This window comes from Loktanella salsilacus (assembly GCF_024206795.1).
GTDB lineage: Bacteria > Pseudomonadota > Alphaproteobacteria > Rhodobacterales > Rhodobacteraceae > Loktanella > Loktanella salsilacus.
The window spans coordinates 474,624-499,067 of sequence record NZ_CP072994.1 but is presented as its reverse complement, the minus strand read 5'-3'; the positions used below and the strand labels follow the sequence as shown (position 1 = coordinate 499,067).

Below are 24,444 nucleotides of genomic sequence, written 5' to 3'. Positions count from 1 at the left end.
CATGCAGATGACCCCAGACCACGCGCAAGCCTTGCAGGATATCCTGACATGGCGCCGCGATGTGCGGCATTTCCGCCCTGACCCGGTCGCGCAGGACCGCTTGGACCGCCTGCGCGCCGCCATGGACCTTGCGCCATCTGTCGGGAATGCGCGGCCGTGGCGCGTGATGCAAGTCACCACGCCTGCACTGCGATCCGCCGTCATCGCCAATTTCGAGGCCGCCAATACCCAAGCTGCCGCGCGCTACGACGGTGCACAAAAGGACGCTTACAACGCCCTGAAACTGGCGGGCCTGCGCGACGCCCCCGTCCATCTGGCGATCTTCACCGAACGTGACCCGGACGAAGGCCATGGCCTTGGCCGCCAAAGCATGCCGGAGATGCTGACTTTCTCGACCATTTGCGCCATTCACAGCCTGTGGCTCGCCGCCCGCGCCGACAACATCGGCGTCGGCTGGGTGTCGATCCTCGATCCAGAAGCGCTCCACGCCACCCTGAACGCCCCGTCAAACTGGACCTTCACGGCCTACCTCTGCATTGGTATTGCCGCCAGTGACGACGACACACCGCTGCTGCACCGCACCGACTGGCAGGCCAACACCCGCACTGCGTGGCGCAGGGTCTAACCTTCTTCTGGTCCCAAATACCTCGGGGTCCGGGGCAGCGCCCCGGCTTTTTTTCCGATTTTTCGCCGAAAAATCGGCTAGCTCAGCGACGCCCCCGGCGACAGCACACGCGGGTCAAGCACACATTCGATCACCGCAACCGTCCCCGCAGCCCGGGCCTGCGCGAAGGCATCCGCAAACTGCGCCTGGTCCGTCACGGTTGCGCCAAACCCACCGTAAGCCCGCGCTAAGGCGGCGAAATCAGGGTTCGCTAGCACCGTGCCCGATACGCGTCCCGGATAAGTCCGCTCTTGATGCATGCGGATCGTGCCGTAGCGGCCGTTATTCATCACGATGATGATCGGAGCCGCGCCATGCTGAACCGCCGTCGACAGCTCGTTGCAGGTCATCTGAAAGCAGCCATCGCCCGCCAGACAGACCACCGTTTTCGCTGGATGCTCTAACGCCGCTGCGATGGCTGCGGGAAAGCCATAGCCCATGGAGCCAGAGGTCGGCGCCAATTGTGTGCCGTATTGTTTGTAGGTGAAATAGCGGTGCAACCAAGCTGCATAATTCCCGGCCCCATTCGTCAGGATGGCGTCCTGCGGCAGCGTTTCTGACAACCAGCGGATCACCTGCTCTTGCTTCACATCGCCGGGGCTTTCCACCGGGTCCTGCCATTTATCAAAGGCCGCCCGCGCCGATTGCACCTCGCCGGGCCAACCCGCCCAATCAGCTTGCCGCTGCACCGCACCCGACAGGCCAGCCACCGCAACATCGCCGCGGCACACGACGCCCATATCCACGCCGTAAACGCGCCCGATCTCGTCCGCGTCCGCGTGGATATGCGCGATCATCTTGCCGGGGGCCGCAGGCTCCACCAGCGTATAGCCCTGCGTTTCGATATCGCTGAACCGCGTGCCCACCAGCAGCAGCGCATCCGCATCGCGCACCCGCGCCGCAAGCGCCGGGTTCACGCCGACATTCAGATCGCCAGCAAAGCAAGGGTGGCGGTTGTCCATGTAGTCCTGCCGCCGGAACGACGTCGCAACCGGAATTTGCGCCGCGGTTGCAAAGGCGGCCAGCGCCGCCGCGGCCTCTTGCGACCAATGCGGCCCGCCCACGACCATAAGGGGCCGTTTGGCACGGCGCAGCCGCGTCAGCAGGTCATCCCAAACGCCCGCGTCTGGCGTCACATCTGTGTGCCAACCGCCGGTGAAATCAGGTACGTCAGAAGACGCGCTCAGCATATTTTCAGGCAGCGCCAGCACCACTGGCCCGGGACGCCCGGACATCGCTAGGCGAAACGCGCGCGCGATGTATTCCGGCAGGCGGGCCGTGTCATTGCATTGATAAACACCCTTGGCCAGCGTGCCAAACATCGCTTTGTAATCAACCTCTTGAAAGGTCTCCCTATCCGTCTGGCCATTGTCGATCTGGCCAACGAACAGCACCATCGGCGTGCTGTCCTGCCGCGCCACATGCACGCCCGCACTGGCGTTGCAGGCCCCCGGCCCGCGCGTGACAAAGCAGACGCCAGGCTGGCCGGTCAGCTTGCCCTGCGCCTCTGCCATCATCGCGGCCCCGCCTTCGTGGCGGCACACGACGTTTTGGATGCCGCTGTCATAGAGCCCGTCAAGCGCGGCCAAAAAGCTTTCGCCCGGCACAGAGAACACGCGCTGCACGCCAAGTTTCACCAGTTGATCGCTTAGGATTTTACCGCCGTGCCGCATGTCATCCGCCCTTTTTTAAACTTGTCCCAGCATGTCGCGGCGACAGCAGCCCCGCAAGGTAGATCGGCATTTGCGCCCCTTTGATTTTGCAGTCACATTAGCGGGATGAACACAGCCGACGACCGCACACAAACCCGCACAGACCTGATGGACCCCGCCCGCGCGCAGGCCTTGCAGGCCGCCATGGGCGCAGAGCCGACGATTGCAGCGGGCGATCCGCTGCCGCCCTTTGCGCATCACATCTATTTCTGGGAGGCCGCGCCGCCTTCCCGCCTAGGCCGCGATGGTCATCCGGCCACAGGCAGCGGCTTTATCCCCGACCTTGGACTGCCGCGCCGCATGTGGGCGGCGGGCCGTTTGGTGTTTCACCAGCCGCTGCTGGCAGGTGTGCGGGCGGAACGGATCAGCCGGATCGAAGGTATCACCCGCAAGGACGGCCGTAGCGGCCCGCTGGCTTTTGTGCGTGTGCGGCACGACATCCGGCAACGGCAAGCGCTGGCGCTGACGGAGTGGCAGGATTTGGTCTATCGCCCGGACGGCACGGACCAATCGCCGCCGCCTGCGGCCCGCACGGACGAGGCGATCGCTGAACCCTTTGCGCCAGATACCACGCTACTGTTTCGCTATTCAGCGCTGACCTTCAACGGTCACCGCATCCACTACGACGAGACCTACGCCCGCGACGTTGAAGGCTATGACGGCTTGGTCGTCCATGCCCCGCTGCTGGCGCATCTGCTGATGGGATTGGCGCAGCGGCAGTTGGGCGAGTTGCGTGAATTTGCCTATCGCGCCACAGCGCCCTTGCTGCACCACGAGGCGGCCAGCCTGTGTTGGCGCGATGGTGTCGCATGGGTGCGGGCCGCAGACGGGCGTCAGTGCATGGTGGCCGAAGCGCGGTGATATCTTCAGCGGCAAAGGGGGGCCAGCCCCCCGGCGCTTTGCGCCGCCCCCCGAGGTATTTTTGACCAGAAGAAGCTAAAGGGACGCGGCGGGGTCGAAGTCGGCGGGGATCGTGTCCCGGTCGTCGATCAGCAGATCTGCCATGACCTGCGCCATTTTTGGGGCCATGCCGAAGCCGATCTTGAACCCGCCATTCGCGACGAATGCGCCGGGGATGAAGGGGTGCCGGCCCAGCATCGGGGCGCGGCTGCGGCTGCGCGGGCGCACGCCGGCCCAGCGGGCGATGACCGGCGCGTTTTGGAGAGCCGGCAGGGCAGCGCGGGCCTTGGCGACCAGTGCGTCAAGTTGATCATCGGTGGCGGTGCCGTCATCGAAATCCCGTTCTGTCGTCGATCCGATGGCAACGGTGCCGTCCAGATGCGGCACGATATGCAGCGTATCGACGAAAAGTTGCGGCAACCCGCGCGCATCAAGGCGCAGCAGCGCTGCTTGCCCCTTCACCCCTGCCCCAACAAGGCGGGTATGGGTCCCGGTCATCTGCTCTAATCCGGCGGCACCGGTGGCCCAGACGACCTTACCCTGTGCATCGCCGCCCCGCAGGATGTCCCCGCCGCCCGCTGTGATCGCAGCGGCAAGGGCGAGGGTCGCTTGGCGCGGGTGGATCAGGGCGGTCAGCGTGTCTTGGACCAGAAGGCCGCTCGGGCTTGGCGGTTCCCAATCCGCATGGGTGGCGGGCACGATGCGCCAGTCCGCCTGCCCCAGCCACAGGCCTGCCGCGCCAAACGCGCGGGCCTGCGCGAGCGCTATGGCAGCCTCGTCCGCCAAGGGCTGCAGGCGGCCTGTGCGCGCGTAGCCGGTGGCGCGCCCAGATGCCTCTGTCACGTCCGCCCAAAACGCTTGCGACATCAGCAGGCTGCCCAGCTGAAAGTCCTTCTTGGCGTTCCAATTTTCCGGCACATGCGGGGCCAGCGCCCCGACGATCCCGCCAGAGGCACCTGCCGCCACGCCGTTTGGGTCGATGACCTGCACCTTTGCCCCGCGCTGCACGCAGGCCCACGCAATTGACAGGCCAATCACGCCCGCGCCCATTACCGTCACATCCGCCGTTGCCATTACCCGCCCCGCGCTTCACAAGTCAGCTTACCCCATACGGCAAAGCATCATGACCGGCCAGAGCACCGACCCCCATCCCCTTGACTGGCGCGAAACTGCGCATGGCACCGTGCCGGTGTCCTTGCAGTTCGACGATCCATTCTATTCGCTGCAAGGCGGGCTGGCGGAAACGCGCCACGTCTTTTTAGGCGGCAACGACCTGCCTGCGCGGTTTGTTGATGGGTTCCATATTGCAGAGCTTGGCTTTGGCACGGGGCTAAACTTTTTGACGACGCTGCAGGCCTTTCGCGACAGCGGCACCCCCGGCCGTTTGCAGTTCACCAGCTTCGAGGCTTATCCCCTTGACCCTGCAGCCTTGCAGCGTGCTCTTGCGCCTTTTGCAGCAGACTTGCCTGTACAGGTGTTGAGCCGGGTCGGCGATATCACCGGGCCGGATTTCGATCTGCGCGTGGTGATTGGCGATGCGGCCACAACCTTGCCCGCGTGGGATGGCCGCGCAGATGCGTGGTATCTGGACGGCTTTTCGCCTGCCAAAAATCCCGGTCTGTGGACGCCCCAGATTATCGCCGCCGTTGCGGCACACACCAAAGCCGGCGGCACCGCCGCGACCTATTCGGCGGCGGGCCATGTGCGGGCATCGCTGACAGCGGCGGGCTTTGACGTGACCCGCGTGGCGGGTTTCGCCACCAAACGCCACATGACCATCGCGCGAAAGGCGAGTTGATGCAAAGCTCGAATACCAAGCTGGGCATCGGCCTGATGATCGCCACGACCTTTGTCTTTGCGGTGCAGGACGGGATCTCTCGCCACTTGGCGGGCGAATACAATGTGCTGATGATTGTGATGGTCCGGTATTGGTTCTTTGCCGCTTTCGTGATCGCGATTGCGCGGCTTAAGGCCGGATCGGTCCGCCGCGCCGCGGCCACCCGCCAGCCCGCCGTGCAAATCTTTCGCGGCCTGCTGCTGGCCGGAGAGATCTGCATCATGGTCGCGGGTTTCGTGGCCCTAGGGCTTGTCGAAAGCCACGCGATCTTTGCCTGCTATCCGCTGCTGATTGCCGCGCTGTCTGGCCCGGTATTGGGCGAAGGTGTCGGCTGGCGCCGCTGGGCGGCCATCGGGATCGGCTTTGTCGGGGTGCTGATCATCCTAGAGCCGGGGATCACCGTTTTTGCCCCTGCCGCCATCCTGCCGCTGGCTGCGGCTGTGATGTTCGCGCTTTACGGCCTGCTGACCCGCTATGTCGCGCGCCAAGACACCACGGCCACCAGCTTTTTCTGGACCGGGGTCAGCGGCGCTGCCGTGATGACCTGCGTCGGCATCTGGGGGTGGGAGCCGATGAGCGCGCCGGACTGGGGCTGGATGGCAGCGCTGTGTGTCACCGGCGTGACCGGCCACTGGCTGCTGATCCGCTGCTACGAGGTCGCCGAGGCCAGCGCTGTGCAGCCCTTTGCCTATCTGCAACTGGTCTTCGCCAGCGCCATTGGCCTGCTTGTGTTTCAGGAAACGCTGCAGACGCACGTGGCCGTCGGTGCGCTGATCGTTGTCTGTGCAGGCGTTTTCACGCTGATCCGCAGCCGAAAGGTTGCAACAGGCGGCGCATGATGGGAGGAACGGGCCGTTTGGTTCACTTTGCTGCCATAGCTTAAGGCGGCTTCGTTGATCAAAGATTCAATGTTTGTTAAGGTTTTCCTCCACCGATAAGAAGCAAGGCGACGATGTCACAGACCGAACCCCTCGCGGCATCCGCTGCCCCCCCTTCGGACGCATTGCCGCCACTTGGCATGCGAGTGACCGATCTTGGCCTCGGGCTAGGAACAATCGATTATATCGCCGATACGATTACGTTGGATGACCGGGCCGCCGCGCTGTTCGAACTGCCTGCGAATACGCCTGTGCCGCGCAAGACGCTTCATGCGCAAATCCATCCCGATGACATCGGCGAAGTCGAATGTCTGGTGGAACAGATGCTAAGCCCGCAGTTGCCCAACTTCATCGACGTGATCCACCGGGTCCAAACCGCCGACGGCAGTGAACGCTGGGTCAGTGCCCGCAAGCGGGTCAGCTTTGGCCCTGCGGACGCGAACGGGATTATGCCACCGGTTTCTGGTATCGTGGCGATCATGGACATGACTCCGCATAAAAAGGCCGAACGTCAGGTGCAGGACCTGATGCGGGAAACCAACCACCGCCTGAAAAACCTGCTGACTGTCGTGCAAAGCATCGCCCGCATGACGGCGCGCAGCTGCGACGTGTCCGAATTCCTGCCGCGCTTTAATGCGCGCCTGCGGGCGCTGTCGCATAATCAGGATTTGCTGGTGTCGCGCGGCCACGAAGGCGTCGTTCTGGGCGATTTGGTCAGAGAACAGCTGCGCCCCTTCTCCGGTGATGCCAATGCCGCGATCAGCATCAGTGGCCCGGACTTGCCTCTGCGCTTTGCCGCAATCCAGCCCATCGGGCTCGCCCTGCACGAGCTTGCCACCAATGCCGCCAAATACGGCGCGCTGTCGGTGCCGGATGGCACGTTGGACATCCGCTGGGATATTCAGGACGGGCAGTTCACCCTGTCATGGACCGAAAGCGGCGGACCTGTTGTCGTGCCGCCGCAGCGTACCGGATTTGGCAGCACGGTGCTGCAAGGCATGACGCGCAGCGCGCTAGAGGCAGAGGTCACCCTGCGCTACGACCCAACGGGTGTGCATTGGGGCGTTACCTGTGATCCGTCCATCGTGCGGGACCCCGCCGCGCTGTAACTTGCGCCGCGCGATATTTAGCCAAATAGACTACTTTCAGGGCCGCGCGACGGGACGCAGTGTTGCGCGCGGACCGTTCGCTGTGGGCGGGTTTGCCGCGACCACATCAGACGGGGCAACATCAGACGGGGCGGCCGCAGCGGCCTGCACCGCTGGGGCAGGCGTCGTCACAGCACCCGAAGCTATCGTCGCCGAGGCATCATCCGCAATATCCTCTGGCCGCGCGATAGGGCGCTGCGGTGGCACGCTGGCCGTCGTCAAAGAGGTCTGCACAAGCTCTGCCGCAGTCGGCGTCGCCGCACCATCCGTCACCGCATCAACCGGACGCGCCACAGGGCGGGGCAAAGCGGGGGACGGGTCTTGTTCGCTGTTATCCCCGGTCACAGGGGCCGGAAGTTCCAAAGTACCATCGGCCCGCGCGACCGGGCGCACGATGTTTTCTTCGCCGCGCAGCAGCTGCGTAAAGGCGATAGGTCCGGCCACACCCGTCAGGCGCGCCTCATAGACCGGGATCGATTCTGTGACGCGCTGCACGTAGTTGCGGGTTTCGCGAAAGGGGATCATTTCGATCCAGTCGATGACATCAACCTCGCCGCTGCGCGGATCGCCGCGTTCTTGCATCCAGTCGCGCGGACGGCCCGGCCCAGCGTTATAGCCTGCGGCGATCTGCACCGGGCTGTCGCCAAAGCGGTCGGTCAAATCGGCCAGATAGCGACTGCCAAGCGTGGCGTTATAGCGCCAATCCGTCGTCAGGCGGTTTTTGTCGTAGGGCAAATCAAGACTGCGGGCGACATCGCTGGCGGTGCCCGGCATCAACTGCATCAGGCCCAGCGCGCCAACAGGGCTGCCAGCAGCCTCGTTAAACTCGCTTTCGCGGCGGGCGATGGACAGTGCCAGCGCGGTGGACACGGGCAGCTCAGCCTCTGCCAAACCATGCAGCGGGAAATACAGCGACGGGATAACCATGCCGCGGGTGGCGGCGGTTTTGCCCAGCAGCACCTCAAAGTAGGTTTGATCCTGCGCTTCAAGCGCTGCGCCAAGGCGGGACAGATCGTCCGCGTCCAGCGTTTTGCCGAGCTCTGCAAAGAAGAGCACAGCCTTGCCACGCTCCCCCGCCTCTAGCAGGGCCATGCCGGCCTGAACAAAATCGTTCTGCATCACATCAGCGTTTTGCCAGTCCCGCGCATCGCCACGCCCCGTCAGGAAAGGATCAAGCGGCACGCCCAGCTTTTCCGCTGCCAGCAGCCCGTAAAAGCTAGTCTGATGCTGCGCCGCGCGGGCATAGGCCATGCGCGCATCATCCGTTCGGCCCAGCACATCCAGCGCCCGCCCCTGCCAATACCCGGCGCGGCCAAGGGAAATCGGGCTATCAACCTCTGCCGCGGTGCGGTCAAAGTGCGTCAGGGCTAGGGCTGGATCATTCAGGAACCGCAGCTGCAGATAACCCGCAAGCCATTCGAGGTCGGCGTAATTGGCGGCGCTATCGGATGGCGCAACAAAATGGTTCGCCGCCAGATCATAGGCCGCTTGATAATTCCCGTCACGCATCTGCCAGCGCGCCAGAATGCGCCGCCAGCTGGCCCAACGCCACGGCTGCCCCAGTGCTTCGGCAGAGGTGGATTGCGCCGACAAAATAGCAATCGCGTCGGACTGCCGCCCCTTGCCGGCCAACCAGTTGAAGCGGTCATACATCAGCCCGGGCGTATTGCGAAGCGCAGCTGGCACAGCCTCGATCGCGGCGTCAGGGTTGCTGGCTTTGCGGATCAGCGCAATGCGCGCGCGCACCAATGCGGCCTGGCCGTCGTCCAGCAGGGGCAGCATCAGCTCTGCCTCTGCGGTCTGCCACCGCCACAGCAGGGCATCCGCCCGCGCGGGGTGCAGGTCGGCCAGATCAGGGCCGAAAGCGTCCAGCAAAGCGGTCTGTCCATCAGCCGTCAGCGACAGGTCCAACCAAGCGGCCCGCACTGCGCTGCGCGCGGCGGCCTGATCGCCAGTGGCCACATAGGCTTGCGCAAGCCGCACTGCCCCTTCGCCCGTTGTCGGCGCGGCACTGCTGAACCAGCCGATAACGCTTTCAGGCTTAAAATTTGCCGGGATCAGCAATTCGCCCGCGCCGCGCAGCACGTCCTGCCCCGGCCAGTCGCCATGGGCCTGCTGAAAATCGACGTAGTCCTGAAACACCGCATCGCCAAACCGCAGCCGCTGCCACGTCACCAACGTCCTGATCGCGTCATCCTGCGGTCCCGCCTTGGAATAAGCGTTCAGAAAATCCCGCTTCATCGCGAATTCCACAGCGGCCACGTCATTACCAGACACTTGCCCGGCAACGGGCAGTGGCAAGGCAAACAAGCAGGCTGCGACGGCAAGGCGGCGCGCGGCGGGGAACGGCATCAATAGGTCCCGGGGATCAGGGCAAGAGTTTCACTATGGTATCGTGCATGCACTGCGATGCAACGCACAATCTTGGCATTGCGCGCAAACCGGTCTAGGGTCCGCGACGTTCTACCGGCCCGGTTCTGGGCCGCCCATTCGCACAAGGTCACAGGTCTATGTTCAAAGGCTCTTACGTCGCACTCGTCACACCGTTCACACACGGAGAGGTCGACCTTGCCGCCCTGAAACGCCTTGTCGACTGGCATGTCGATCAGGGCACACACGGGCTGGTTCCGGTCGGCACAACTGGCGAAAGCCCGACACTTACCCACGCCGAACACGATCTGGTCGTGAAAACCGTCGTCGACCACGCCGCTGGCCGCATTCCGGTCATTGCAGGTGCCGGGTCCAACAACACGACTGAAACCGTGCGTCTGGTGCAGGCCGCCAAGGATGCGGGCGCCGCCGCCGCGCTGGTCGTCACGCCCTATTACAACCGCCCGACGCAGGCTGGCCTGATCGCGCATTTCGCCGCCGCTGCCGACTGCGGTTTGCCCATCGTGATCTACAACATCCCCGGCCGCTCTGCCGTGGACATGAGCGTCGCGACGATGGCCGAACTGGCCAAGCTGCCGATGATCGTCGGCGTCAAGGACGCCACCGGCGATCTGTCCCGCGTGCCCAAGCAGCGCCTGTATTGCGGCACCGACTTCGTCCAGCTGTCTGGCGAGGACGCCACAGCGCTTGGCTATAACGCCCACGGCGGCGTCGGCTGCATTTCCGTCACCGCCAATATTGCCCCCGCGCTTTGCGCGCAGATGCAAGAGGCGACACTGGCTGGCGACTTCGCCACAGCGCTGGATATCACCGACCGCCTGATGCCCCTGCACGAGGCGATCTTCCTCGAGCCCGGGCTTGTCGGCGCAAAATACGGCATGTCCCTGCTGGGCATGGGCAACGAAGACGTGCGCCTGCCGCTGGTCGTTCTGACGGACGGCGTAAAAGACCGCATCCGCGCTGGCATGGTCCACGCTGGCCTGCTGAACTGATGCCGCAGCCCGCTGCTGTCTATGCAACGACCCGCTCTGCGGACGCGGCAAAGCGTTTGCGGCGCAATGCACTGATGGCAGCGGTCGGTTTGGGCGTGATCGGCTGGGCTTGGGTGACGACCGATCTGTCCTATTGGGCGATTTCGTTCTTTATCCTGCTGACGCTGTTTCAGGCGCTGATCCTAGCCCTGACGGTGGCGGGGCTGATCGTGTCGCGCCAGCCGCTGATTGTCACGGATCAGGACGTTGTCATCCGCACTGCGCTGACAGCCCGCGTACCCCGTGCGCATATCACCGCCATCGCCCCCCACGCGGATGGCAAAGGCATGGCGCTGACCTATGACGATCCAGCCAAGGGCCATCAGGGGCAGATCAAACTGCCTTGGAATTTCATTGCAGAGCCGCAGGATCAGGTCGTGGCCGATCTGTCCCGCATTCTAAAAATCCCGAGCCAAAGCGCCGCGGCTTAGCGGGCCGGTGGGCGGGGTGCCTTTGCGGGCCTGCCCGCAAACAGCTTCAGCCGCCGGATCGCAACCAATCTTCTGCATAAACGACCTCACCGCAGCCACCAAACCGCGCAGCCCGTGACAGCTCTGACCTGAGCCGCGCTAGCCGCCCTGCCCCCATGGCAACGCCGGATTCGGGCCAGAAGGCGCGCACCTGCAGCACATCGCCCTGCCGCGCCATGTCGATGCGGCCGATGGCCCGCGCGCCTTCCCACACCGGGAAAACGTAATAGCCATAGGTGCGCTGCGCCGCTGGCACGAAAATCTCGATCCGGTAGCGAAAGCCGAACAACCATTCCGCCCGTTTGCGGTCGCGCAAGGCAGGGTCAAAGGGCGACAGGATGCGCACCTTTCCCGGCAGGTCAGCGGCTTGATCCAGCACATCGGGCCGCGCCAGACAACGGCGCAGCTTACCGTCCGCCCCTGCCACATCCAGCGCAATCGCGTGCCCATCCGCCAGCGCCGCCTGCGCCCAATCGCGGGCCTCTTCTTTTGTGACGACATCCCAGAACGCCGCGACCTCGGTTGGTGTCGAAAACCCCAGCCGGTCCAGCGCCGCATGGCACAGCGCGTCCACCGTCGCGGCCGCATCAGCGGGCTGATCGCGCACGGCATCCGGAATCACCCGCTCTGTCAGGTCATAGACCTTGCGAAACCCCTCGCGCCGGGCAACCGACACTTGCCCACTGCGCCACAAATACTCCAGCGCGGTCTTGCTGGGATGCCAGTCCCACCACCCACCTTTGCCGCGCACCTCGTCCTTACCCACGTCACCGGACGTACAGGCCCCGTGATCCGCAATCTGGCGCAGCACTGTATCAACCTGCCCGCCAAAGCCTGTCGGCCGGTCATTTTCCCAGCGCCGCTGCAGCCGCGCCGCGTCGCGGGCAAAGCGCAGCCGCCAATGCGGCCACAGGTCTATCGGAATAACCGCTGCGTCATGGGTCCAATGTTCGAATACAGCCCGGTCCTGCGCCAGCAACCCGTTCATCGCATCCGGGCGATAACTGCCATGGCGCGACCACAAGATCAGATCATGGGCGCGGGCAAAGGTATTCACGCTATCCAGCTGCACAAAGCCCAGATCAGCGATCACATCCATGGCCGAGGCCGGTGCCTTCGCCCCCAAGCCATGCCGCGCCAGAAACACAGCCCGCGCGCGGGCATTGTCCAGCACGGGCACGCTCATACGTCTGGCCCCATCTGGCCCGCACGGATGCTGCGCAGACTGTCCAGCATCAGCGCTGTCGTCAGACCGATATTCAGCAACCCATTCGTCGCCGCCATCCCCGCAAGCAACCGCCATTCCACCGGCAGCAACACATCGCCAAACCCAAGCGTGGTAAAGGCGACCAGCGCGAAATAAACCGCCTCTTCGAGGTGTACGAAAATCCCAAGCCCCCGCAACGCCAGCGCCCAGATCCACACGCCCACCGTCATTTGCGCCAGCACCCAGACAGCCGTCATGCACAGAACCAACACCAGCTTGGGCTTATGTGGCCGCTTGGCCAGCCACGGATGCAGACGGCTTAGCACCACTTCCATCAGCCAATAACTGATGCCCGCGACTAGGATCGACGCCAGCACAAGCGCACTGCCAAGGGTAATCTGGATCAGCATGACGCCTCCTGTTGTCGCAGCCTCACCATAGCAGCCCTGCCCCGCGCCACCAGACGCCCCGTGTAACCTGTCGGCGCAGAGCGCCTTGTGCAGACTGGCTAGCACGACTACATCGGGGCCATGGCCAAGAAACCTGACAGTAAAAACTACAAAGTCGTCGCCGAAAACCGGCGCGCCCGCTATGATTTCGAGATCCAAGAGGACCTTGAGGTCGGCATCATCCTGCACGGCTCCGAGGTGAAATCCCTTCGCGTCGGTCAGTCGAATATTGCCGACAGCTACGCCTCCGTCGATAACGGCGAGCTGTGGCTGACGAACGCCTATATCGCGCCTTACGAACAGGCGATGTTCAGCCACGAGTCGCGCGCCAAGCGCAAGCTGCTGGTGAAATCGCGCGAGCTGGCCCGGATGTGGAACGCTACCAAGCGCGAGGGCATGACCCTTGTCCCGCTCGTGATGTATTTCAACGAACGCGGCTTGGTTAAGCTTAAGATCGCCATCGCCAAGGGTAAAAAGAACCACGACAAGCGCGCCAGCGATGCAAAGCGCGACTGGTCCCGGCAAAAGCAGCGTATCCTCAAAAACCACGACTAACGCCCGCAGCACAGGTGCCGCGCACCGCACCCGCTGCACGCATCTGCGTGTCAGCGCGAACTTGCACGGGGGCGGCCCCTGCGCTAGGCAGTGACCGATCAGCTGCAAAAGGTGCAATATGGCCGAACTGTCCGACGATCCGCAAACGCTGGTCAGCACTGACTGGCTCGCTGCCCACCTCAATGACCCCGATCTGCGCCTGCTGGATGCCTCTTGGCACATGCCGGACACCGGGCGCAGCGGCGCGGCTGAATACGCGCAGCAGCACATCCCCGGCGCACGTTTTTTCGATATCGACGATATCAGCGATGCGCGGTCCGAACTGCCCCACATGGCCCCTGCCACGGAAAAATTCATGTCCCGCCTGCGCGCCATGGGCGTGGGCGACGGCCATCAGGTCGTGATCTATGACAGCACAGGCCTGTTTTCCGCCGCCCGCGTCTGGTGGCTGTTCCGCCTGATGGGCAAACGCGACGTTGCCGTCCTTGATGGCGGATTGCCGAAATGGCTGGCCGAGGGTCGCCCGGTCGAGGACATGGCCCCCGTCATCCGCGACCGCCACATGACAACCAGCCGCCAGAACCAGATGCTGCGCGATGTCACCCAAGTCGCCCGCGCGGCCAAGCTGGAAGACCACACCATTCTGGATGCCCGCGGCCCCGGCCGGTTCGAAGGCGCAGAACCCGAACCCCGGGCAGGCCTGCGCAGCGGCCATATCCCCGGCGCGCGCAATGTGCATTACGCCACATTGCTGACCCCCAATGGCACGATGAAATCCGTCCCCGCGCTTCAAAAGGTCTTTGCCGAAGCTGGTGCCGATCTGACCAAGCCCGTCATCACGACCTGCGGCTCTGGCGTGACCGCTGCGATCATCAATCTGGCGCTGGAACGCATCGGCAAGACGGATCACGCGCTTTACGACGGATCGTGGTCCGAATGGGGCATGTTCCCCGACCTGCCGATCGAAACTGGCCCCGCCCGCTAAACCTTACCTTCGCAACTGGCCTGCAGGCCCAAAGGAAATCCGCGATGTTCCAAACGCTTAAGGCGCAAGCCCCTGACAAGATCCTGTCCCTGATGCAGGCCTACAAGGCTGACGACCGCGACACCAAGATCGACCTTGGCGTCGGTGTCTACAAGGACGCATCCGGCAACACGCCCGTCATGCGCGCCGTAAAAGAGGCAGAGCGCCGCTTGGTCGCGGAACAAACCACCAAGGCCTATACCGGCCTTGCCGGCGATCCTGCGTTTGCCGACGCCATGATCGACTTGCTGCTTGCGGACACTGTCAAACGGGACCGCATCGCCGCCATCGCGACCCCGGGCGGCACAGGCGCCATCCGCCAAGCGCTGGAAATGGTAAAGCTCGCAGCACCCGGCGCCACGATCTGGATCAGCAACCCCAGCTGGCCGAACCATGCGTCCATCATCAAATTCCTCGGCCTGCCCCTGCGCGAATACCGCTACTTTGACGAAGCGACCCGCGGCGTCGATTTCGACGGCATGATCGCGGACCTGTCCACCGTGGCAGAAGGCGACGTCGTCCTGCTGCACGGCTGCTGCCACAACCCGACCGGCGCGAACCCGACGCTGGACCAATGGGACCAGATCATCGCCACCTTGCAAAACGTGCAGGCCGTGCCTTTCGTTGACGTCGCCTACCAAGGCTTCGGCGACGGCCTTGACCAAGACGCGCAGGCCACCCGCAAAATCGCGGCAGCCTTCCCCAACGTGATGATCGCCGCCAGCTGTTCCAAGAACTTCGGCATCTACCGCGAACGCACCGGCATCCTGATGGGCATCGCCCGCGACGCGGATGAAGCGAAACTGACCCAAGCCAACCTGAACTTCCTGAACCGTCAGAACTACTCTTTCCCGCCCGACCACGGGGCCCGCGTCGTCACCACGATCCTGACCGACCCCGCCCTGCGCGCCGATTGGGAAGCAGAGCTGGAAGAGACTCGCAACGGCATGCTTGGCCTGCGCAAACAGCTAGCCGACGAGCTGCGCCAGCGTGCGAACGACGACCGCTTTGACTTTATCGCCGACCACCGCGGCATGTTCAGCCGCCTTGGCACGACAGAGGCAAAGGTCGAAATCCTGCGCGCCGATCACGGCATCTATATGGTCAGCGACAGCCGTATGAACATCGCTGGCCTGAACGCCGAAACCGTCCCGATCCTCGCGCAAGCGATCGTCGACGCTGGCATCTAAACCTCTGTGGGCCCGCCAATAACGCGGGCCCACCCTTCTTCTCGTCCGAAATATACCGGGGGGAGGCGCAGCCGCAGGGGGCAGCGCCCCCCCTTTTTGTTTGCGCAAACATGCTGCACCTGCAAACAGAACCCTTGCGACTCGTCACGCAACAATATACCGATTGCGTAACTTAAAATGAAATAAAGAACCTCACTCATGTCATTCCGCATCCAACCGACACCCCCTGCCCGTCCCAATCGCTGCCAGTTGTTTGGCCCCGGCTCGAACACCAAGCTTTTCGCGAAAATGGCCGCGTCGGATGCGGATGTCATTAACCTCGACCTCGAAGATTCCGTGTCCCCAAACGACAAAGACGCCGCCCGCGCCAACATCATTCAGGCGATCGGCGACATCGACTGGAACACCAAGCACCTCAGCGTGCGGATCAACAGCCTTGATACACCCTTCTGGTATCGCGATGTGGTCGACCTGCTGGAACAGGCGGGTGACCGGCTTGATCAGATCATGATCCCCAAGGTCGGCTGCGCCGCCGATGTCTACGCCGTCGACGCCCTTGTCACCGCGATCGAGGCCGCAAAAGGTCGCCGCAAGCGCATCGCCTTCGAAGTCATCATCGAATCCGCTGCAGGCCTAGCGAACGTGGGCGACATCGCCGCCGCCAGCCCGCGCCTGCAAGCCATGAGCCTTGGCGCTGCCGACTACGCCGCCTCGATGGGTATGCAAACAACGGGCATCGGGGGCACGCAGGACAACTATTACATGCTGCACGGCGAGACCCGCCACTATTCCGACCCGTGGCACTGGGCGCAAACCGCAATCGTCGCCGCCTGCCGCACCCATGGCATTCTGCCCGTCGACGGCCCCTTCGGCGATTTCAGCGATGACGAAGGCTACCGCGCCCAAGCCCGCCGCAGCGCAACGCTCGGCATGGTCGGCAAATGGGCGATCCACCCTAAGCAAATCGCTCTCGCCAACGAGGTATTCACCCCCTCGGCAGAAGCCGTCGCAGAGGCGCGCGAGATCCTTGCCGCAATGGAACAGGCCAAGGCCCAAGGCCAAGGCGCAACCGTCTACAAAGGCCGCCTTGTCGACATCGCCAGCATCAAACAGGCCGAGGTGATCGTAAAGCAATCCGAGATGATTTCAGGTTAACGCAGCCTCGCGCAAATTGGGGTGCCCATTGCAATTCGAACCTTACGTCGCCTATATCGACGTAAGGCAAAAAGGGCGTTCCCATGACTCAGTATCTCGACTTTGAAAAACCACTCGCCGAAATCGAAGGCAAGGCAGAAGAACTGCGTGCCATGGCCCGCGACAACGCCGAGATGGACATCGAGAAAGAGGCCGCCGCGCTGGATAAGAAAAGCGCCGACCTGCTCAAATCGCTCTATAGCAACCTCACGCCTTGGCGCAAATGCCAGGTCGCGCGCCACCCAGAGCGCCCGCATTGCAAGGACTACATTGCCGCCCTGTTCACCGATTACACGCCGCTGGCAGGGGATCGGAACTTTGCCGACGACCACGCCATCATGGGCGGCCTTGCCCGTCTTGATGGCCGCGCTGTCATGGTGATCGGCCATGAAAAAGGCAACGACACCAAATCGCGGATCGAACATAACTTCGGCATGGCCCGGCCCGAGGGCTATCGCAAAGCCATCCGCCTGATGAACATGGCGAACCGGTTCGGCCTGCCCGTGGTCACGCTGGTCGACACCCCCGGTGCCTACCCCGGCAAAGGCGCAGAAGAACGCGGCCAATCCGAAGCCATCGCCCGCGCGACAGAAGCCTGCCTAGAACTCAACGTGCCCCTCGTCAGCGTCGTGATCGGCGAAGGCGGCTCTGGCGGCGCTGTCGCCTTTGCCACCGCAAACCGCGTCCTGATGCTCGAACACTCCATCTATTCCGTGATCAGCCCCGAAGGCTGCGCATCGATCCTGTGGAAAGATGCCGCAAAAACGCAAGAGGCGGCCGCCGCCCTGCGTCTGACCGCACAAAACCTTAAGGAACTTGGCGTCTGCGACACGATCATCGCCGAACCCCTTGGCGGTGCCCACCGCGGCGCACAGACCGCCATTGCGGCGGTTGGCAAGGCCCTGACGGCGACGCTCAAAGACCTCGACAAAGTCGCCGCTGACAAAATCCGCCTTGATCGCCGCAAGAAATATCTCGACCTCGGCAAAAAAGGCCTCGCCGCCTAAGGCTCGCCCTTCTTCTGGTCAAAAACACCTCGGGGGAGGCGCAGCCGGGTGCAGCGCCCCCTCCGTCCCCCGGCGCAGATCACCACATCCCGTCTTGTGCGCGCGCCACATAGTTGTCGTCGTAATCGACCGCATCGAACGTGCCGTCTTGCTCGCGCAGCATCTCTCCCGCTGTTGGCACAGCGGTACGCATCGCCCCTGTATCCCATGTCTGCGACCGCATCAGTGCTTTGGCGCATTGAAAATACGCCTCTTGCACTGTCACAACGATCACGCTGCGGGGGTGCTTGCGGTTCTGGGTAAAGCTTTCCAGCACCTGCGCATCCGCCGTTACAATCGCCTGCCCGTTCACGCGCACGACGTTGTTTTCACCCGGCACCATGAACAGCAGACTAATCCGTCCGTCGCGGACGATATTGCGCAGGCTGTCGATGCGGTTGTTACCCTGCCAATCGGGCAGTAGCAGCGTGCGCGCATCCGCGACCCGCACCACCGGCCCCACATCGCCGCGCGGGCTGCAATCGGTACCTTCCGGTCCGGCCGTGGACACCATGACCAGCCGCGACGCCGCGATCCAGCGCCCATATGCGGGCGTAATCTGCTGTACGACCTTCGTCAGCGATGCTGGCACCGGGGGACCATACAGCGTCTCTAGCGCGGCCAAATCCGCAATGGGGGTCATACAGGCGGCCCTTCGACCTCTGGCGGGGTCGCAGTACGCACGGGCACAGTAAACCCAGCCTCGCGCGCTAGCGCGTCAGAGGCACCTTCGACTGCGACCTCAAGCTGGTGCAAAAAGGGTCGTAGGCCGATGCCTGCCGGGATCGGGTCTAGGAACTGGAACACCGCCGTGCCGGGTTTGCGATAGATGCCGCGCTTGGGCCAGAAGACGCCCACATTCGTCGCCACGGGCACAACCGGCTGCTTCAAATCGGCATAAAGCGCTGCTGTGCCTTTCTTATAGGGCATGACAGCGCCCGGCCCGACGCGGGTGCCTTGGGGATAGATGCACAGTTGGCCCGGCGCGCCGTCACCGGATTTCACCCGCGCCAGCATATCCCGGATCGCTGCACCCTTTTTGCCGCGGTCCACGGGGATACAGCCAGCACGATAGGCGAAAAAACCCAAGATAGGTGCATAAAGCAAAAGCCGCTTCATGATGAAACGTGGGCGCGGCAGCAGTTGATAGATATACATCACATCCATGAACGACTGATGCTTGGCCGCAATCATGCAGCCATAGGTCGGCGGCGTGCCGCGCACCTCGAACTTCAGGCCGATCATCCAGCCGGCCAGCCAGATCACAGCGCGAGAGTACCACAGGCAGGTATTCGCCGCACCGCGCGGATGGATTAGCGCATAGGGCAGAAACACGATGCCCATGACGGCCATCAGAATATACATCACGATGCTGAACAGCAGCGATCGCAGCCATTGAATTGCATAGCTCATGATTGCGTCCTCAAGGTACGCAGGGCAGCAGCCCTAGTGGCGAAAAAGGCGGTCACGCCCGCCAATGGCGGAATCATCAGCGGCGCAAGCCAGCCCAAACCTGTAAAGCCCAAACCGGTTAAGAAACCACCCGCATCGCCGCCGTCAGGCAAAATGGCCACCGCCATCACGCCCAGCAATGTCCCCAGCGCCGCCCCTGCCGCAGCCCGCAAGGTAAATCGCCGCACAAAAGCGCGGGCAATATAGGTGTCGCGCGCGCCGACCAGCCGTAGCACACGGATCACCTGCGCATTGGCCGCCAGCGCCGATTGCGCGGCCAGTGTGATCATCGCAGCCGTCGCCCCGCCGATCAGCGCCAGCGCAACCCAGCCCAGCATCCGCAGCCGGTTCGCGGCCGTCACGAGCGGCTGCCGCCACCGCGTGTGATCGTCCAGCACCGCGCCGGGCACCTCGGCTTGCAGGCGGGCACGCAAGCCCGTCGCGTCGTAGCCGTCCGCCGTTTCGACGATTTCAATCAGTTGCGGGATCGGCAAGGCGTCGAGCGGCAAATCAGGCCCGAACCACGGCTCTAGCAAGGCGCGCTCTTCATCATCGCTGAGCGCGCGGGCACTGGCGACACCGGGCGTTTGTTCCAGTACCGTCAGCGCGGCCCGGACCTGTGCATCGGCTTGATCGGCGGGCGCAGAAATGCGCAGCGTCGCGGTGCGCGCCAGTTCGGCTGACCAACGATCGGCCAGACGGCCTGTCGCTAGCGACAAAGCAATCGCAAAGACGGCCAGAAACGCCATGGCAGCTGCTGTGAATAGCGTCAGCCGCGCGGTAAATCCCGTGGGCGGCACAGCGCGGTCTGCTTGCGGATCACCGCCCAAAAGCGCCAAGGCGCGGGCTGTCAGTTCTGATATACGGTCCATCACAGCGCCACCCCCGCCTGCAATCGCCCGCCCTTTAGCCGCAGCACATTGGCGCTGACCTGCGCCTTAGCGGCGCGGATCAGGTTCAAATCATGGCTGGCGATCAGCACGGTTTTGCCCATGCGGTTCAACTCGACCAGCAGCGTCAGCAGGCGCTGCGACATTTCCCAATCGACGTTGCCCGTCGGCTCGTCCGCGATGATCACATCCGGCGACGTAATCACAGCCCGCGCTAACGCGGCGCGTTGCCGTTCGCCGCCTGACAGCTCTGGTGGCAATTGACCCGCTTGGGCGGACAGGCCGACCCACGCCAGCAGCTCGTCCAGATTGCCCTCAGCCTCGTTCGCGCGGCCAGCGACCTGCAAAGGCAGCGCGATATTTTCGGCGACCGGCAAATGGTCAAGGAACTGACAATCCTGATGCACGACGCCAATCCGGCGCCGCGCCAGCGCGATTTCGTCCCGGTTCATCTGCGCAGCATTTTGCCCAAACAGGCTGACCACCCCGCTTGTCGCCCGCAGATCGCCGTAGCATAATTTCAGCAACGTCGTCTTGCCCGCGCCTGACGGGCCGGTCAGGAATTGAAACGATCCCGGCGCAAGCGCAAGCGAAAGGCCCGAGAACAGCTCTGCCCCGCCATAGTTGTAGGCCACGTCCGATAGCTCGATCAAAGTGGTATCCTCACCTGTGTCAGCAATGTTTTGCCCAAATCTGCAACAGGTTACAATGCAATCACGCCGGATCGTGCTGCAAAACCTTGGCCTTAGGCGCGCGCATTGCTAGGAATGACGAAACAATGGGTGCCGATTGGTGCCTTGTGCTGTGCAAAAGGACCTGTGGCGATGCGGCTGATCTGCCCGAACTGCGGCGCTCAATACGAAGTCGGCCTGGATGTCATCCCCGATGACGGACGTGATGTGCAGTGTTCAAACTGCGGCCAGACATGGTTTGAAGACCCCAAAGACCCCTCTGCTGCGGCAGAAGACGATATGCGTGCGCCTGCAAAACCGGGATCTGTGTCGGTCGCCGCCGCATCGCTGGCTGCTGTTGTTGCACAGCCCCAAACCGCGCAAAGCGCGCCAGAGCAAAAGCCCGCGCCGAAGGTTGATGATAAGCCAGAGCCGAAACCGACTGCCCCTGTGGCCAGCACACCGCCGCAGCCTGTGCGCAGCCAGCTGGACCCATCCATTGCCGATATCCTGCGCGAAGAGGCCGCACGCGAAGAAGCTGCGCGCAAATCCGAATCCGCTGGTGGTCTGGAACAGCAGGCTGATTTGGGACTGACCGAACCGGTCCGCCCCCGCCCCGTCCAGCCGGTCCCGCCGATGCCTTATGACCAAAGTCATGTGCACAAAGACAACGCGCAAAGCGCGCCCCCTGCCATGCCGCCAAAACTGCCATCTGACACGCCGGGCAGCCGCAAAGAATTATTCCCCGATATCGAGGAAATCAATTCGACCCTGCGGTCCAGCGCGGACCGGGGCGGCTTGCCCCTGCTGCCGTCAGAAGAGGACGAGATCGCACGCCGCAGCAGCTGGCGCGGCTTTTTCGTGATGATCACACTGATCGTCATTCTGGCACTGATCTATGCCTATGCTGACACGATTTCAGCGCAGGTCCCGGCCCTGTCGGCGGTCCTGTCAAGCTATGTCGATGCTGTGAATGGCGCGCGCCTTTGGCTGGACAACCAGATCGCAGCGATGCTGGGCGACGCGGTACCGCCCACCACCTAAGCCGTACCGCCGCGCAGGCGGTACGGGCCTCACCCCTTAGATCAAAAGCGGTCCAGCAAACGGTCCAGATAGTCCCGCTCGACCTGCGGGCGTTCTTGTTCGGCCGAGCGGCGGCGCAGCTCTTCCAGCAGTTCTTCGGCGCGGCGATAGGTGTCTTCGCCCTGCAGCAGGTTTTCTTCGGTGCCATATTGCCCGGTGCTGCCCAATTGGCGCCCCAACGGATCGCGGCGGCCGGGCTGCGCTTGCCCAGTCTGATCGCCCGTCGCATTGCCCTGCCCCGGCTCTTGGCTCTCGTTCTGGGCCAGCGCTTCGCCAATGGCGCGCATGCCGTCGCGCAGGGCGTCCATGGCATCGGCCTGACGATCAATCGCCTGCGCCATATCGCCATCACGCAGTGCCTGTTCCGCCCCGTCCATGGCGCCTTCGGCGCTGTCCAGTGACCGCCGCGCCTGATCGCCCGCATCGCCGGGCAGACCGGGCAAGGCACCGCGCTGACGGTTCAATTCATCGCGCAAGGCTTGCTGGCGCTGCGCGAGGGACTGACCTTCGTTTTCCCCTGCGCCGCTGCCCTGTCCGTCGTTCTGGCCTTCGCCGTCACCCTGCCCTTGCTCTTGGCCCGGCTGCTCGCCAGAGCCATCAGCCCCCGGCTGCTGACCTTGCCCGGGTGCCTGGCCCTGCTGGCCTTCGCCCTGCTCTTGGCCGGGTTGCTGGCCTTGCTGGCCCTGCTGCCCTTGGTTCTGCATATCGCGGAAGGCATCATCGGACAGATCTTGCTGGTCGCGCAGCGTATCAGCCAGATCCTGCATCGACTGTTGTCCCGGCGTCTGCGGGCCATCGCCGCTGCCTTCGCCTTGGGTGATGCGCATGTTTTCCAGCAGGCTGTTCAGCTGCTCCATCAGTGCCTGCGCCTCGGCCATACGGCCTTCTTGCATCAGCTCTTCGATGCGGTCCATCAGCGCCTGCAGTTCGTCTTGGCTCATCTGTGTTGAATTTTCGGCCGACTGCGGCTCGTCCGTGCCGTCGCCCGGCTCCATCTGATCGGCCAGCATTTGCATATAATCCTGCGTGGCGTCGCGCAGCTCTTGCATCAGCTCTGCGATTTCCGCCTCTGACGCGCCGTTACGCATCGCCTCTTCCAGCCGCTCTTGGGCGCGGGCAAGGCGTTCGCGGGCGTCGGCAAGGGTGCCATCCTCAAGCTGGACCGCCAGATCCCACAGGGCCTGCACGATCTCTGCCTCGTTCTCGTCCGTTATGCCGTCGCGATCGAACTGGTCCAGCCGCTTAATGATAAAGCGCAGGCGCAAATAGGTGGCCTGATTGGTGAACAGCGTGTCCGGCTCGTAAGAAATGGCGCGCAGCACCTGCACGATGCGGCGGGCGTTGGCCCTGCTCCACATCAAATCGCGGCGCTGTTCTACAATCGCCTTGGCGACAGGCTGGAAAAAGCGGCGGCCCGGAAGGGTGATCGGCTCTGCTGGGGTGCTTGCGGTCTGGCCTGCCGCGTCAGTTACGGACAGCGTCAGCGTGACGGGCAGGTTCGCCAATTCATGCTGGGACAGGTTGTCGATCAGAAATTCGTCAAAGTCGCTGCGGTCACCGCTGAATGGCATCGGCAGATCCAGCACCACCGGGTCAATCGGGTCCGGGTCCACCGTCAGGCCAAAGCTGCGATCAACCGCGCTAAGGTCCAGCGCGAATGTCGCCGTGCCGCTTTCCACACCGTAATCATCCGAGGCGGCGAAGGCTTGGTTCAACTCTCCCATTGCGTCGGATTCAATCGGGGCGGTCAAAGTGACATAGGGGGCGGCGTCGGCCAATATTCCGACATCCCACGCCGCGCCGTTCGGCCCGTCGATGGTGATTTGCCCCGCCTGCGCGACGCTAAAGCTTTGCTGTGGATCGGTGACGGGGGGCACCGCGGCGTCGCCCGATACGGTCTGTTTCACGCTCAGCGCGCCAACCTCGCCGTACAAACGCAAGGTGATGTCAGAGCCGAGCGGCAACTGCACCGCCCCCGGCGCGATGTCGTTCAAATATAGCACAGGCTTGCCGGTATAGGCGGGCGGCGTGATCCAGCCTTCCCAGACGGGGCCGGTCGCCAGCGCAGCGCCGCCGCCATTTTGGGCGATCTGCGCGACAGACCCCACGCGCAGGACCGATCCGAACAGCAAGGCCACGACGAACATCAGCAAAGCCATAAACCGCAACCCATAAGGATCGCGGTCCGACACGCGCAGGTCAGGCTGCACCGCGCGGGCGGACTGCGTGGCCACGCGCATCCGCGCCTGATGCGCCTGCCACACAGCGGCAGAGGCCGGATCGGACGCCCCGATCGCCTGCGCATCACGCACGGCAGAGATCGGACGCCCTGGCAAGGCGGCGTCAACGCGGGCAAGCGCCTCGTCTTTGCTCGGCCAGCGGAACATCCGCAGCCCGCGCACCAAGGCGGCACCCACCGCCAAAGCGGCAATCAGCGACAGACCCCAGAACACCTCTAGGCTCATGCGGTCCTGAAAACCGAACATCAGCGGGGTCAGAATAACGAAAAGCACGCTCCACAGCGGCCAGAAGGCACGCGTCGCGCGCTCGGCCACAAGGCCCATGCGGGTCAAGGCAACGGGACGCGACAGGTGCGCTAGATCGTCAGGGTGATCGGTCAGCGGGCCTCTCCCTTGGCGCGTCGTGCGACCG

Annotated in this window: 23 protein-coding genes; 13 read left to right on the top strand and 10 right to left on the bottom strand. The window is 63.6% G+C overall.

What is annotated here, in order from left to right; all coding sequences use genetic code 11:
* The first annotated feature begins 1 nt into the window (after window position 1).
* Window positions 2-625 (top strand): 5,6-dimethylbenzimidazole synthase, encoded by a 624-nt coding sequence (bluB, locus tag KBW81_RS02545; RefSeq protein ID WP_254248990.1) that lies wholly within the window; start codon window positions 2-4, stop codon window positions 623-625.
* A gap of 77 nt (window positions 626-702) precedes the next feature.
* Here the strand turns inward: bluB and KBW81_RS02540 are convergent, their stop codons facing one another.
* Window positions 703-2,337 (bottom strand): thiamine pyrophosphate-binding protein, encoded by a 1,635-nt coding sequence (locus KBW81_RS02540; RefSeq protein ID WP_254248211.1) that lies wholly within the window; start codon window positions 2,335-2,337, stop codon window positions 703-705.
* 105 nt (window positions 2,338-2,442) lie between these two features.
* Between KBW81_RS02540 and KBW81_RS02535 the strand changes: the two genes are divergently transcribed.
* Window positions 2,443-3,237, top strand: a complete 795-nt coding sequence (locus KBW81_RS02535) for an HTD2 family dehydratase (RefSeq protein ID WP_254248210.1) — start codon at window positions 2,443-2,445, stop codon at window positions 3,235-3,237.
* Between the two features lie 75 nt (window positions 3,238-3,312).
* Here KBW81_RS02535 and KBW81_RS02530 read toward each other — a convergent pair whose 3' ends face one another.
* The gene (locus KBW81_RS02530) at window positions 3,313-4,350 is read right to left on the bottom strand and encodes an NAD(P)/FAD-dependent oxidoreductase (RefSeq protein WP_254248209.1); all 1,038 of its coding nucleotides are present in this window, start codon (window positions 4,348-4,350) and stop codon (window positions 3,313-3,315) included.
* A 49-nt stretch (window positions 4,351-4,399) separates the two neighbouring features.
* Here KBW81_RS02530 and mnmD point away from each other — a divergent pair, with 49 nt between their 5' ends.
* The 3 genes from mnmD (at window position 4,400) to KBW81_RS02515 (ending at window position 7,100) form a co-directional block, all read left to right on the top strand.
* Window positions 4,400-5,074: a tRNA (5-methylaminomethyl-2-thiouridine)(34)-methyltransferase MnmD gene (gene mnmD, locus KBW81_RS02525; RefSeq protein ID WP_254248208.1), complete on the top strand. Its 675-nt coding sequence runs from the start codon at window positions 4,400-4,402 to the stop codon at window positions 5,072-5,074.
* The gene (locus tag KBW81_RS02520) at window positions 5,074-5,952 is read left to right on the top strand and encodes a DMT family transporter (RefSeq protein ID WP_254248207.1); all 879 of its coding nucleotides are present in this window, start codon (window positions 5,074-5,076) and stop codon (window positions 5,950-5,952) included. The genes mnmD and KBW81_RS02520 overlap by 1 nt, the downstream gene beginning before the upstream one ends.
* A 113-nt stretch (window positions 5,953-6,065) precedes the next feature.
* Window positions 6,066-7,100: an HWE histidine kinase domain-containing protein gene (locus tag KBW81_RS02515; RefSeq protein WP_254248206.1), complete on the top strand. Its 1,035-nt coding sequence runs from the start codon at window positions 6,066-6,068 to the stop codon at window positions 7,098-7,100.
* Window positions 7,101-7,136: 36 nt separating this feature from the next.
* On the opposite strand, the gene KBW81_RS02510 is transcribed toward KBW81_RS02515, so the two are convergent.
* Entirely contained in the window at window positions 7,137-9,491 is a 2,355-nt protein-coding gene (locus KBW81_RS02510; RefSeq protein WP_254248205.1) for a transglycosylase SLT domain-containing protein, read from the bottom strand.
* Between the two features lie 158 nt (window positions 9,492-9,649).
* Between KBW81_RS02510 and dapA the strand changes: the two genes are divergently transcribed.
* Window positions 9,650-10,522, top strand: a complete 873-nt coding sequence (dapA, locus tag KBW81_RS02505) for a 4-hydroxy-tetrahydrodipicolinate synthase (RefSeq protein WP_254248204.1) — start codon at window positions 9,650-9,652, stop codon at window positions 10,520-10,522.
* The gene (locus KBW81_RS02500) at window positions 10,522-10,992 is read left to right on the top strand and encodes a hypothetical protein (protein ID WP_254248203.1); all 471 of its coding nucleotides are present in this window, start codon (window positions 10,522-10,524) and stop codon (window positions 10,990-10,992) included. The genes dapA and KBW81_RS02500 overlap by 1 nt, the downstream gene beginning before the upstream one ends.
* A gap of 46 nt (window positions 10,993-11,038) precedes the next feature.
* Here the strand turns inward: KBW81_RS02500 and KBW81_RS02495 are convergent, their stop codons facing one another.
* On the bottom strand, window positions 11,039-12,217 hold the full coding sequence (locus KBW81_RS02495; protein ID WP_254248202.1) for a winged helix-turn-helix domain-containing protein: 1,179 nt from the start codon (window positions 12,215-12,217) through the stop codon (window positions 11,039-11,041).
* Window positions 12,214-12,648, bottom strand: coding sequence for an ion channel (locus KBW81_RS02490; RefSeq protein WP_254248201.1), 435 nt, complete (start codon window positions 12,646-12,648; stop codon window positions 12,214-12,216). The genes KBW81_RS02495 and KBW81_RS02490 overlap by 4 nt, the downstream gene beginning before the upstream one ends.
* Before the next feature lie 120 nt (window positions 12,649-12,768).
* On the opposite strand from KBW81_RS02490, the gene smpB reads away from it, so the two are divergent.
* The 5 genes from smpB (at window position 12,769) to KBW81_RS02465 (ending at window position 17,657) form a co-directional block, all read left to right on the top strand.
* Window positions 12,769-13,242 carry an SsrA-binding protein SmpB gene (smpB, locus tag KBW81_RS02485; RefSeq protein WP_254248200.1) on the top strand — a complete coding sequence of 158 codons (474 nt, stop codon included), beginning with the start codon at window positions 12,769-12,771 and terminating at the stop codon, window positions 13,240-13,242.
* Between the two features lie 118 nt (window positions 13,243-13,360).
* Entirely contained in the window at window positions 13,361-14,227 is an 867-nt protein-coding gene (sseA, locus tag KBW81_RS02480; protein ID WP_254248199.1) for a 3-mercaptopyruvate sulfurtransferase, read from the top strand.
* A 44-nt stretch (window positions 14,228-14,271) separates the two neighbouring features.
* On the top strand, window positions 14,272-15,456 hold the full coding sequence (locus KBW81_RS02475) for an amino acid aminotransferase (protein ID WP_254248198.1): 1,185 nt from the start codon (window positions 14,272-14,274) through the stop codon (window positions 15,454-15,456).
* A 198-nt stretch (window positions 15,457-15,654) separates the two neighbouring features.
* Window positions 15,655-16,611: an L-malyl-CoA/beta-methylmalyl-CoA lyase gene (locus KBW81_RS02470; RefSeq protein WP_254248197.1), complete on the top strand. Its 957-nt coding sequence runs from the start codon at window positions 15,655-15,657 to the stop codon at window positions 16,609-16,611.
* An 83-nt stretch (window positions 16,612-16,694) separates the two neighbouring features.
* Window positions 16,695-17,657, top strand: coding sequence for an acetyl-CoA carboxylase carboxyltransferase subunit alpha (locus tag KBW81_RS02465; RefSeq protein WP_254248196.1), 963 nt, complete (start codon window positions 16,695-16,697; stop codon window positions 17,655-17,657).
* Between the two features lie 79 nt (window positions 17,658-17,736).
* Here KBW81_RS02465 and KBW81_RS02460 read toward each other — a convergent pair whose 3' ends face one another.
* Genes KBW81_RS02460 through KBW81_RS02445 form a run of 4 tightly spaced genes read right to left on the bottom strand, consistent with a single transcriptional unit; the run spans window position 17,737 to window position 20,691 of the window.
* Window positions 17,737-18,339: a pyridoxamine 5'-phosphate oxidase family protein gene (locus KBW81_RS02460; protein ID WP_254248195.1), complete on the bottom strand. Its 603-nt coding sequence runs from the start codon at window positions 18,337-18,339 to the stop codon at window positions 17,737-17,739.
* Window positions 18,336-19,109: a lysophospholipid acyltransferase family protein gene (locus KBW81_RS02455; RefSeq protein WP_254248194.1), complete on the bottom strand. Its 774-nt coding sequence runs from the start codon at window positions 19,107-19,109 to the stop codon at window positions 18,336-18,338. Before KBW81_RS02455 ends, KBW81_RS02460 begins: the two co-directional genes overlap by 4 nt.
* Window positions 19,106-20,020: a cell division protein FtsX gene (locus KBW81_RS02450; protein ID WP_090191035.1), complete on the bottom strand. Its 915-nt coding sequence runs from the start codon at window positions 20,018-20,020 to the stop codon at window positions 19,106-19,108. Before KBW81_RS02450 ends, KBW81_RS02455 begins: the two co-directional genes overlap by 4 nt.
* On the bottom strand, window positions 20,020-20,691 hold the full coding sequence (locus tag KBW81_RS02445; RefSeq protein WP_090191037.1) for a cell division ATP-binding protein FtsE: 672 nt from the start codon (window positions 20,689-20,691) through the stop codon (window positions 20,020-20,022). Before KBW81_RS02445 ends, KBW81_RS02450 begins: the two co-directional genes overlap by 1 nt.
* A 171-nt stretch (window positions 20,692-20,862) precedes the next feature.
* On the opposite strand from KBW81_RS02445, the gene KBW81_RS02440 reads away from it, so the two are divergent.
* Window positions 20,863-21,753 carry a zinc-ribbon domain-containing protein gene (locus tag KBW81_RS02440; protein ID WP_254248193.1) on the top strand — a complete coding sequence of 297 codons (891 nt, stop codon included), beginning with the start codon at window positions 20,863-20,865 and terminating at the stop codon, window positions 21,751-21,753.
* A gap of 41 nt (window positions 21,754-21,794) precedes the next feature.
* Here KBW81_RS02440 and KBW81_RS02435 read toward each other — a convergent pair whose 3' ends face one another.
* Window positions 21,795-24,383, bottom strand: a complete 2,589-nt coding sequence (locus tag KBW81_RS02435; RefSeq protein WP_367305329.1) for a DUF4175 domain-containing protein — start codon at window positions 24,381-24,383, stop codon at window positions 21,795-21,797.
* Window positions 24,384-24,444: the final 61 nt, after the last annotated feature.

Bases quoted from the DNA above. Each gene is read 5' to 3' on its own strand.
- bluB (WP_254248990.1), top strand. From the start codon at position 2: ATGCAGATGACCCCAGACCACGCGCAAGCCTTGCAGGATATCCTGACA.
- KBW81_RS02540 (WP_254248211.1), bottom strand. From the start codon at position 2,337: ATGCGGCACGGCGGTAAAATCCTAAGCGATCAACTGGTGAAACTTGGC.
- KBW81_RS02535 (WP_254248210.1), top strand. From the start codon at position 2,443: ATGAACACAGCCGACGACCGCACACAAACCCGCACAGACCTGATGGAC.
- KBW81_RS02530 (WP_254248209.1), bottom strand. From the start codon at position 4,350: ATGGCAACGGCGGATGTGACGGTAATGGGCGCGGGCGTGATTGGCCTG.
- mnmD (WP_254248208.1), top strand. From the start codon at position 4,400: ATGACCGGCCAGAGCACCGACCCCCATCCCCTTGACTGGCGCGAAACT.
- KBW81_RS02520 (WP_254248207.1), top strand. From the start codon at position 5,074: ATGCAAAGCTCGAATACCAAGCTGGGCATCGGCCTGATGATCGCCACG.
- KBW81_RS02515 (WP_254248206.1), top strand. From the start codon at position 6,066: ATGTCACAGACCGAACCCCTCGCGGCATCCGCTGCCCCCCCTTCGGAC.
- KBW81_RS02510 (WP_254248205.1), bottom strand. From the start codon at position 9,491: ATGCCGTTCCCCGCCGCGCGCCGCCTTGCCGTCGCAGCCTGCTTGTTT.
- dapA (WP_254248204.1), top strand. From the start codon at position 9,650: ATGTTCAAAGGCTCTTACGTCGCACTCGTCACACCGTTCACACACGGA.
- KBW81_RS02500 (WP_254248203.1), top strand. From the start codon at position 10,522: ATGCCGCAGCCCGCTGCTGTCTATGCAACGACCCGCTCTGCGGACGCG.
- KBW81_RS02495 (WP_254248202.1), bottom strand. From the start codon at position 12,217: ATGAGCGTGCCCGTGCTGGACAATGCCCGCGCGCGGGCTGTGTTTCTG.
- KBW81_RS02490 (WP_254248201.1), bottom strand. From the start codon at position 12,648: ATGCTGATCCAGATTACCCTTGGCAGTGCGCTTGTGCTGGCGTCGATC.
- smpB (WP_254248200.1), top strand. From the start codon at position 12,769: ATGGCCAAGAAACCTGACAGTAAAAACTACAAAGTCGTCGCCGAAAAC.
- sseA (WP_254248199.1), top strand. From the start codon at position 13,361: ATGGCCGAACTGTCCGACGATCCGCAAACGCTGGTCAGCACTGACTGG.
- KBW81_RS02475 (WP_254248198.1), top strand. From the start codon at position 14,272: ATGTTCCAAACGCTTAAGGCGCAAGCCCCTGACAAGATCCTGTCCCTG.
- KBW81_RS02470 (WP_254248197.1), top strand. From the start codon at position 15,655: ATGTCATTCCGCATCCAACCGACACCCCCTGCCCGTCCCAATCGCTGC.
- KBW81_RS02465 (WP_254248196.1), top strand. From the start codon at position 16,695: ATGACTCAGTATCTCGACTTTGAAAAACCACTCGCCGAAATCGAAGGC.
- KBW81_RS02460 (WP_254248195.1), bottom strand. From the start codon at position 18,339: ATGACCCCCATTGCGGATTTGGCCGCGCTAGAGACGCTGTATGGTCCC.
- KBW81_RS02455 (WP_254248194.1), bottom strand. From the start codon at position 19,109: ATGAGCTATGCAATTCAATGGCTGCGATCGCTGCTGTTCAGCATCGTG.
- KBW81_RS02450 (WP_090191035.1), bottom strand. From the start codon at position 20,020: ATGGACCGTATATCAGAACTGACAGCCCGCGCCTTGGCGCTTTTGGGC.
- KBW81_RS02440 (WP_254248193.1), top strand. From the start codon at position 20,863: ATGCGGCTGATCTGCCCGAACTGCGGCGCTCAATACGAAGTCGGCCTG.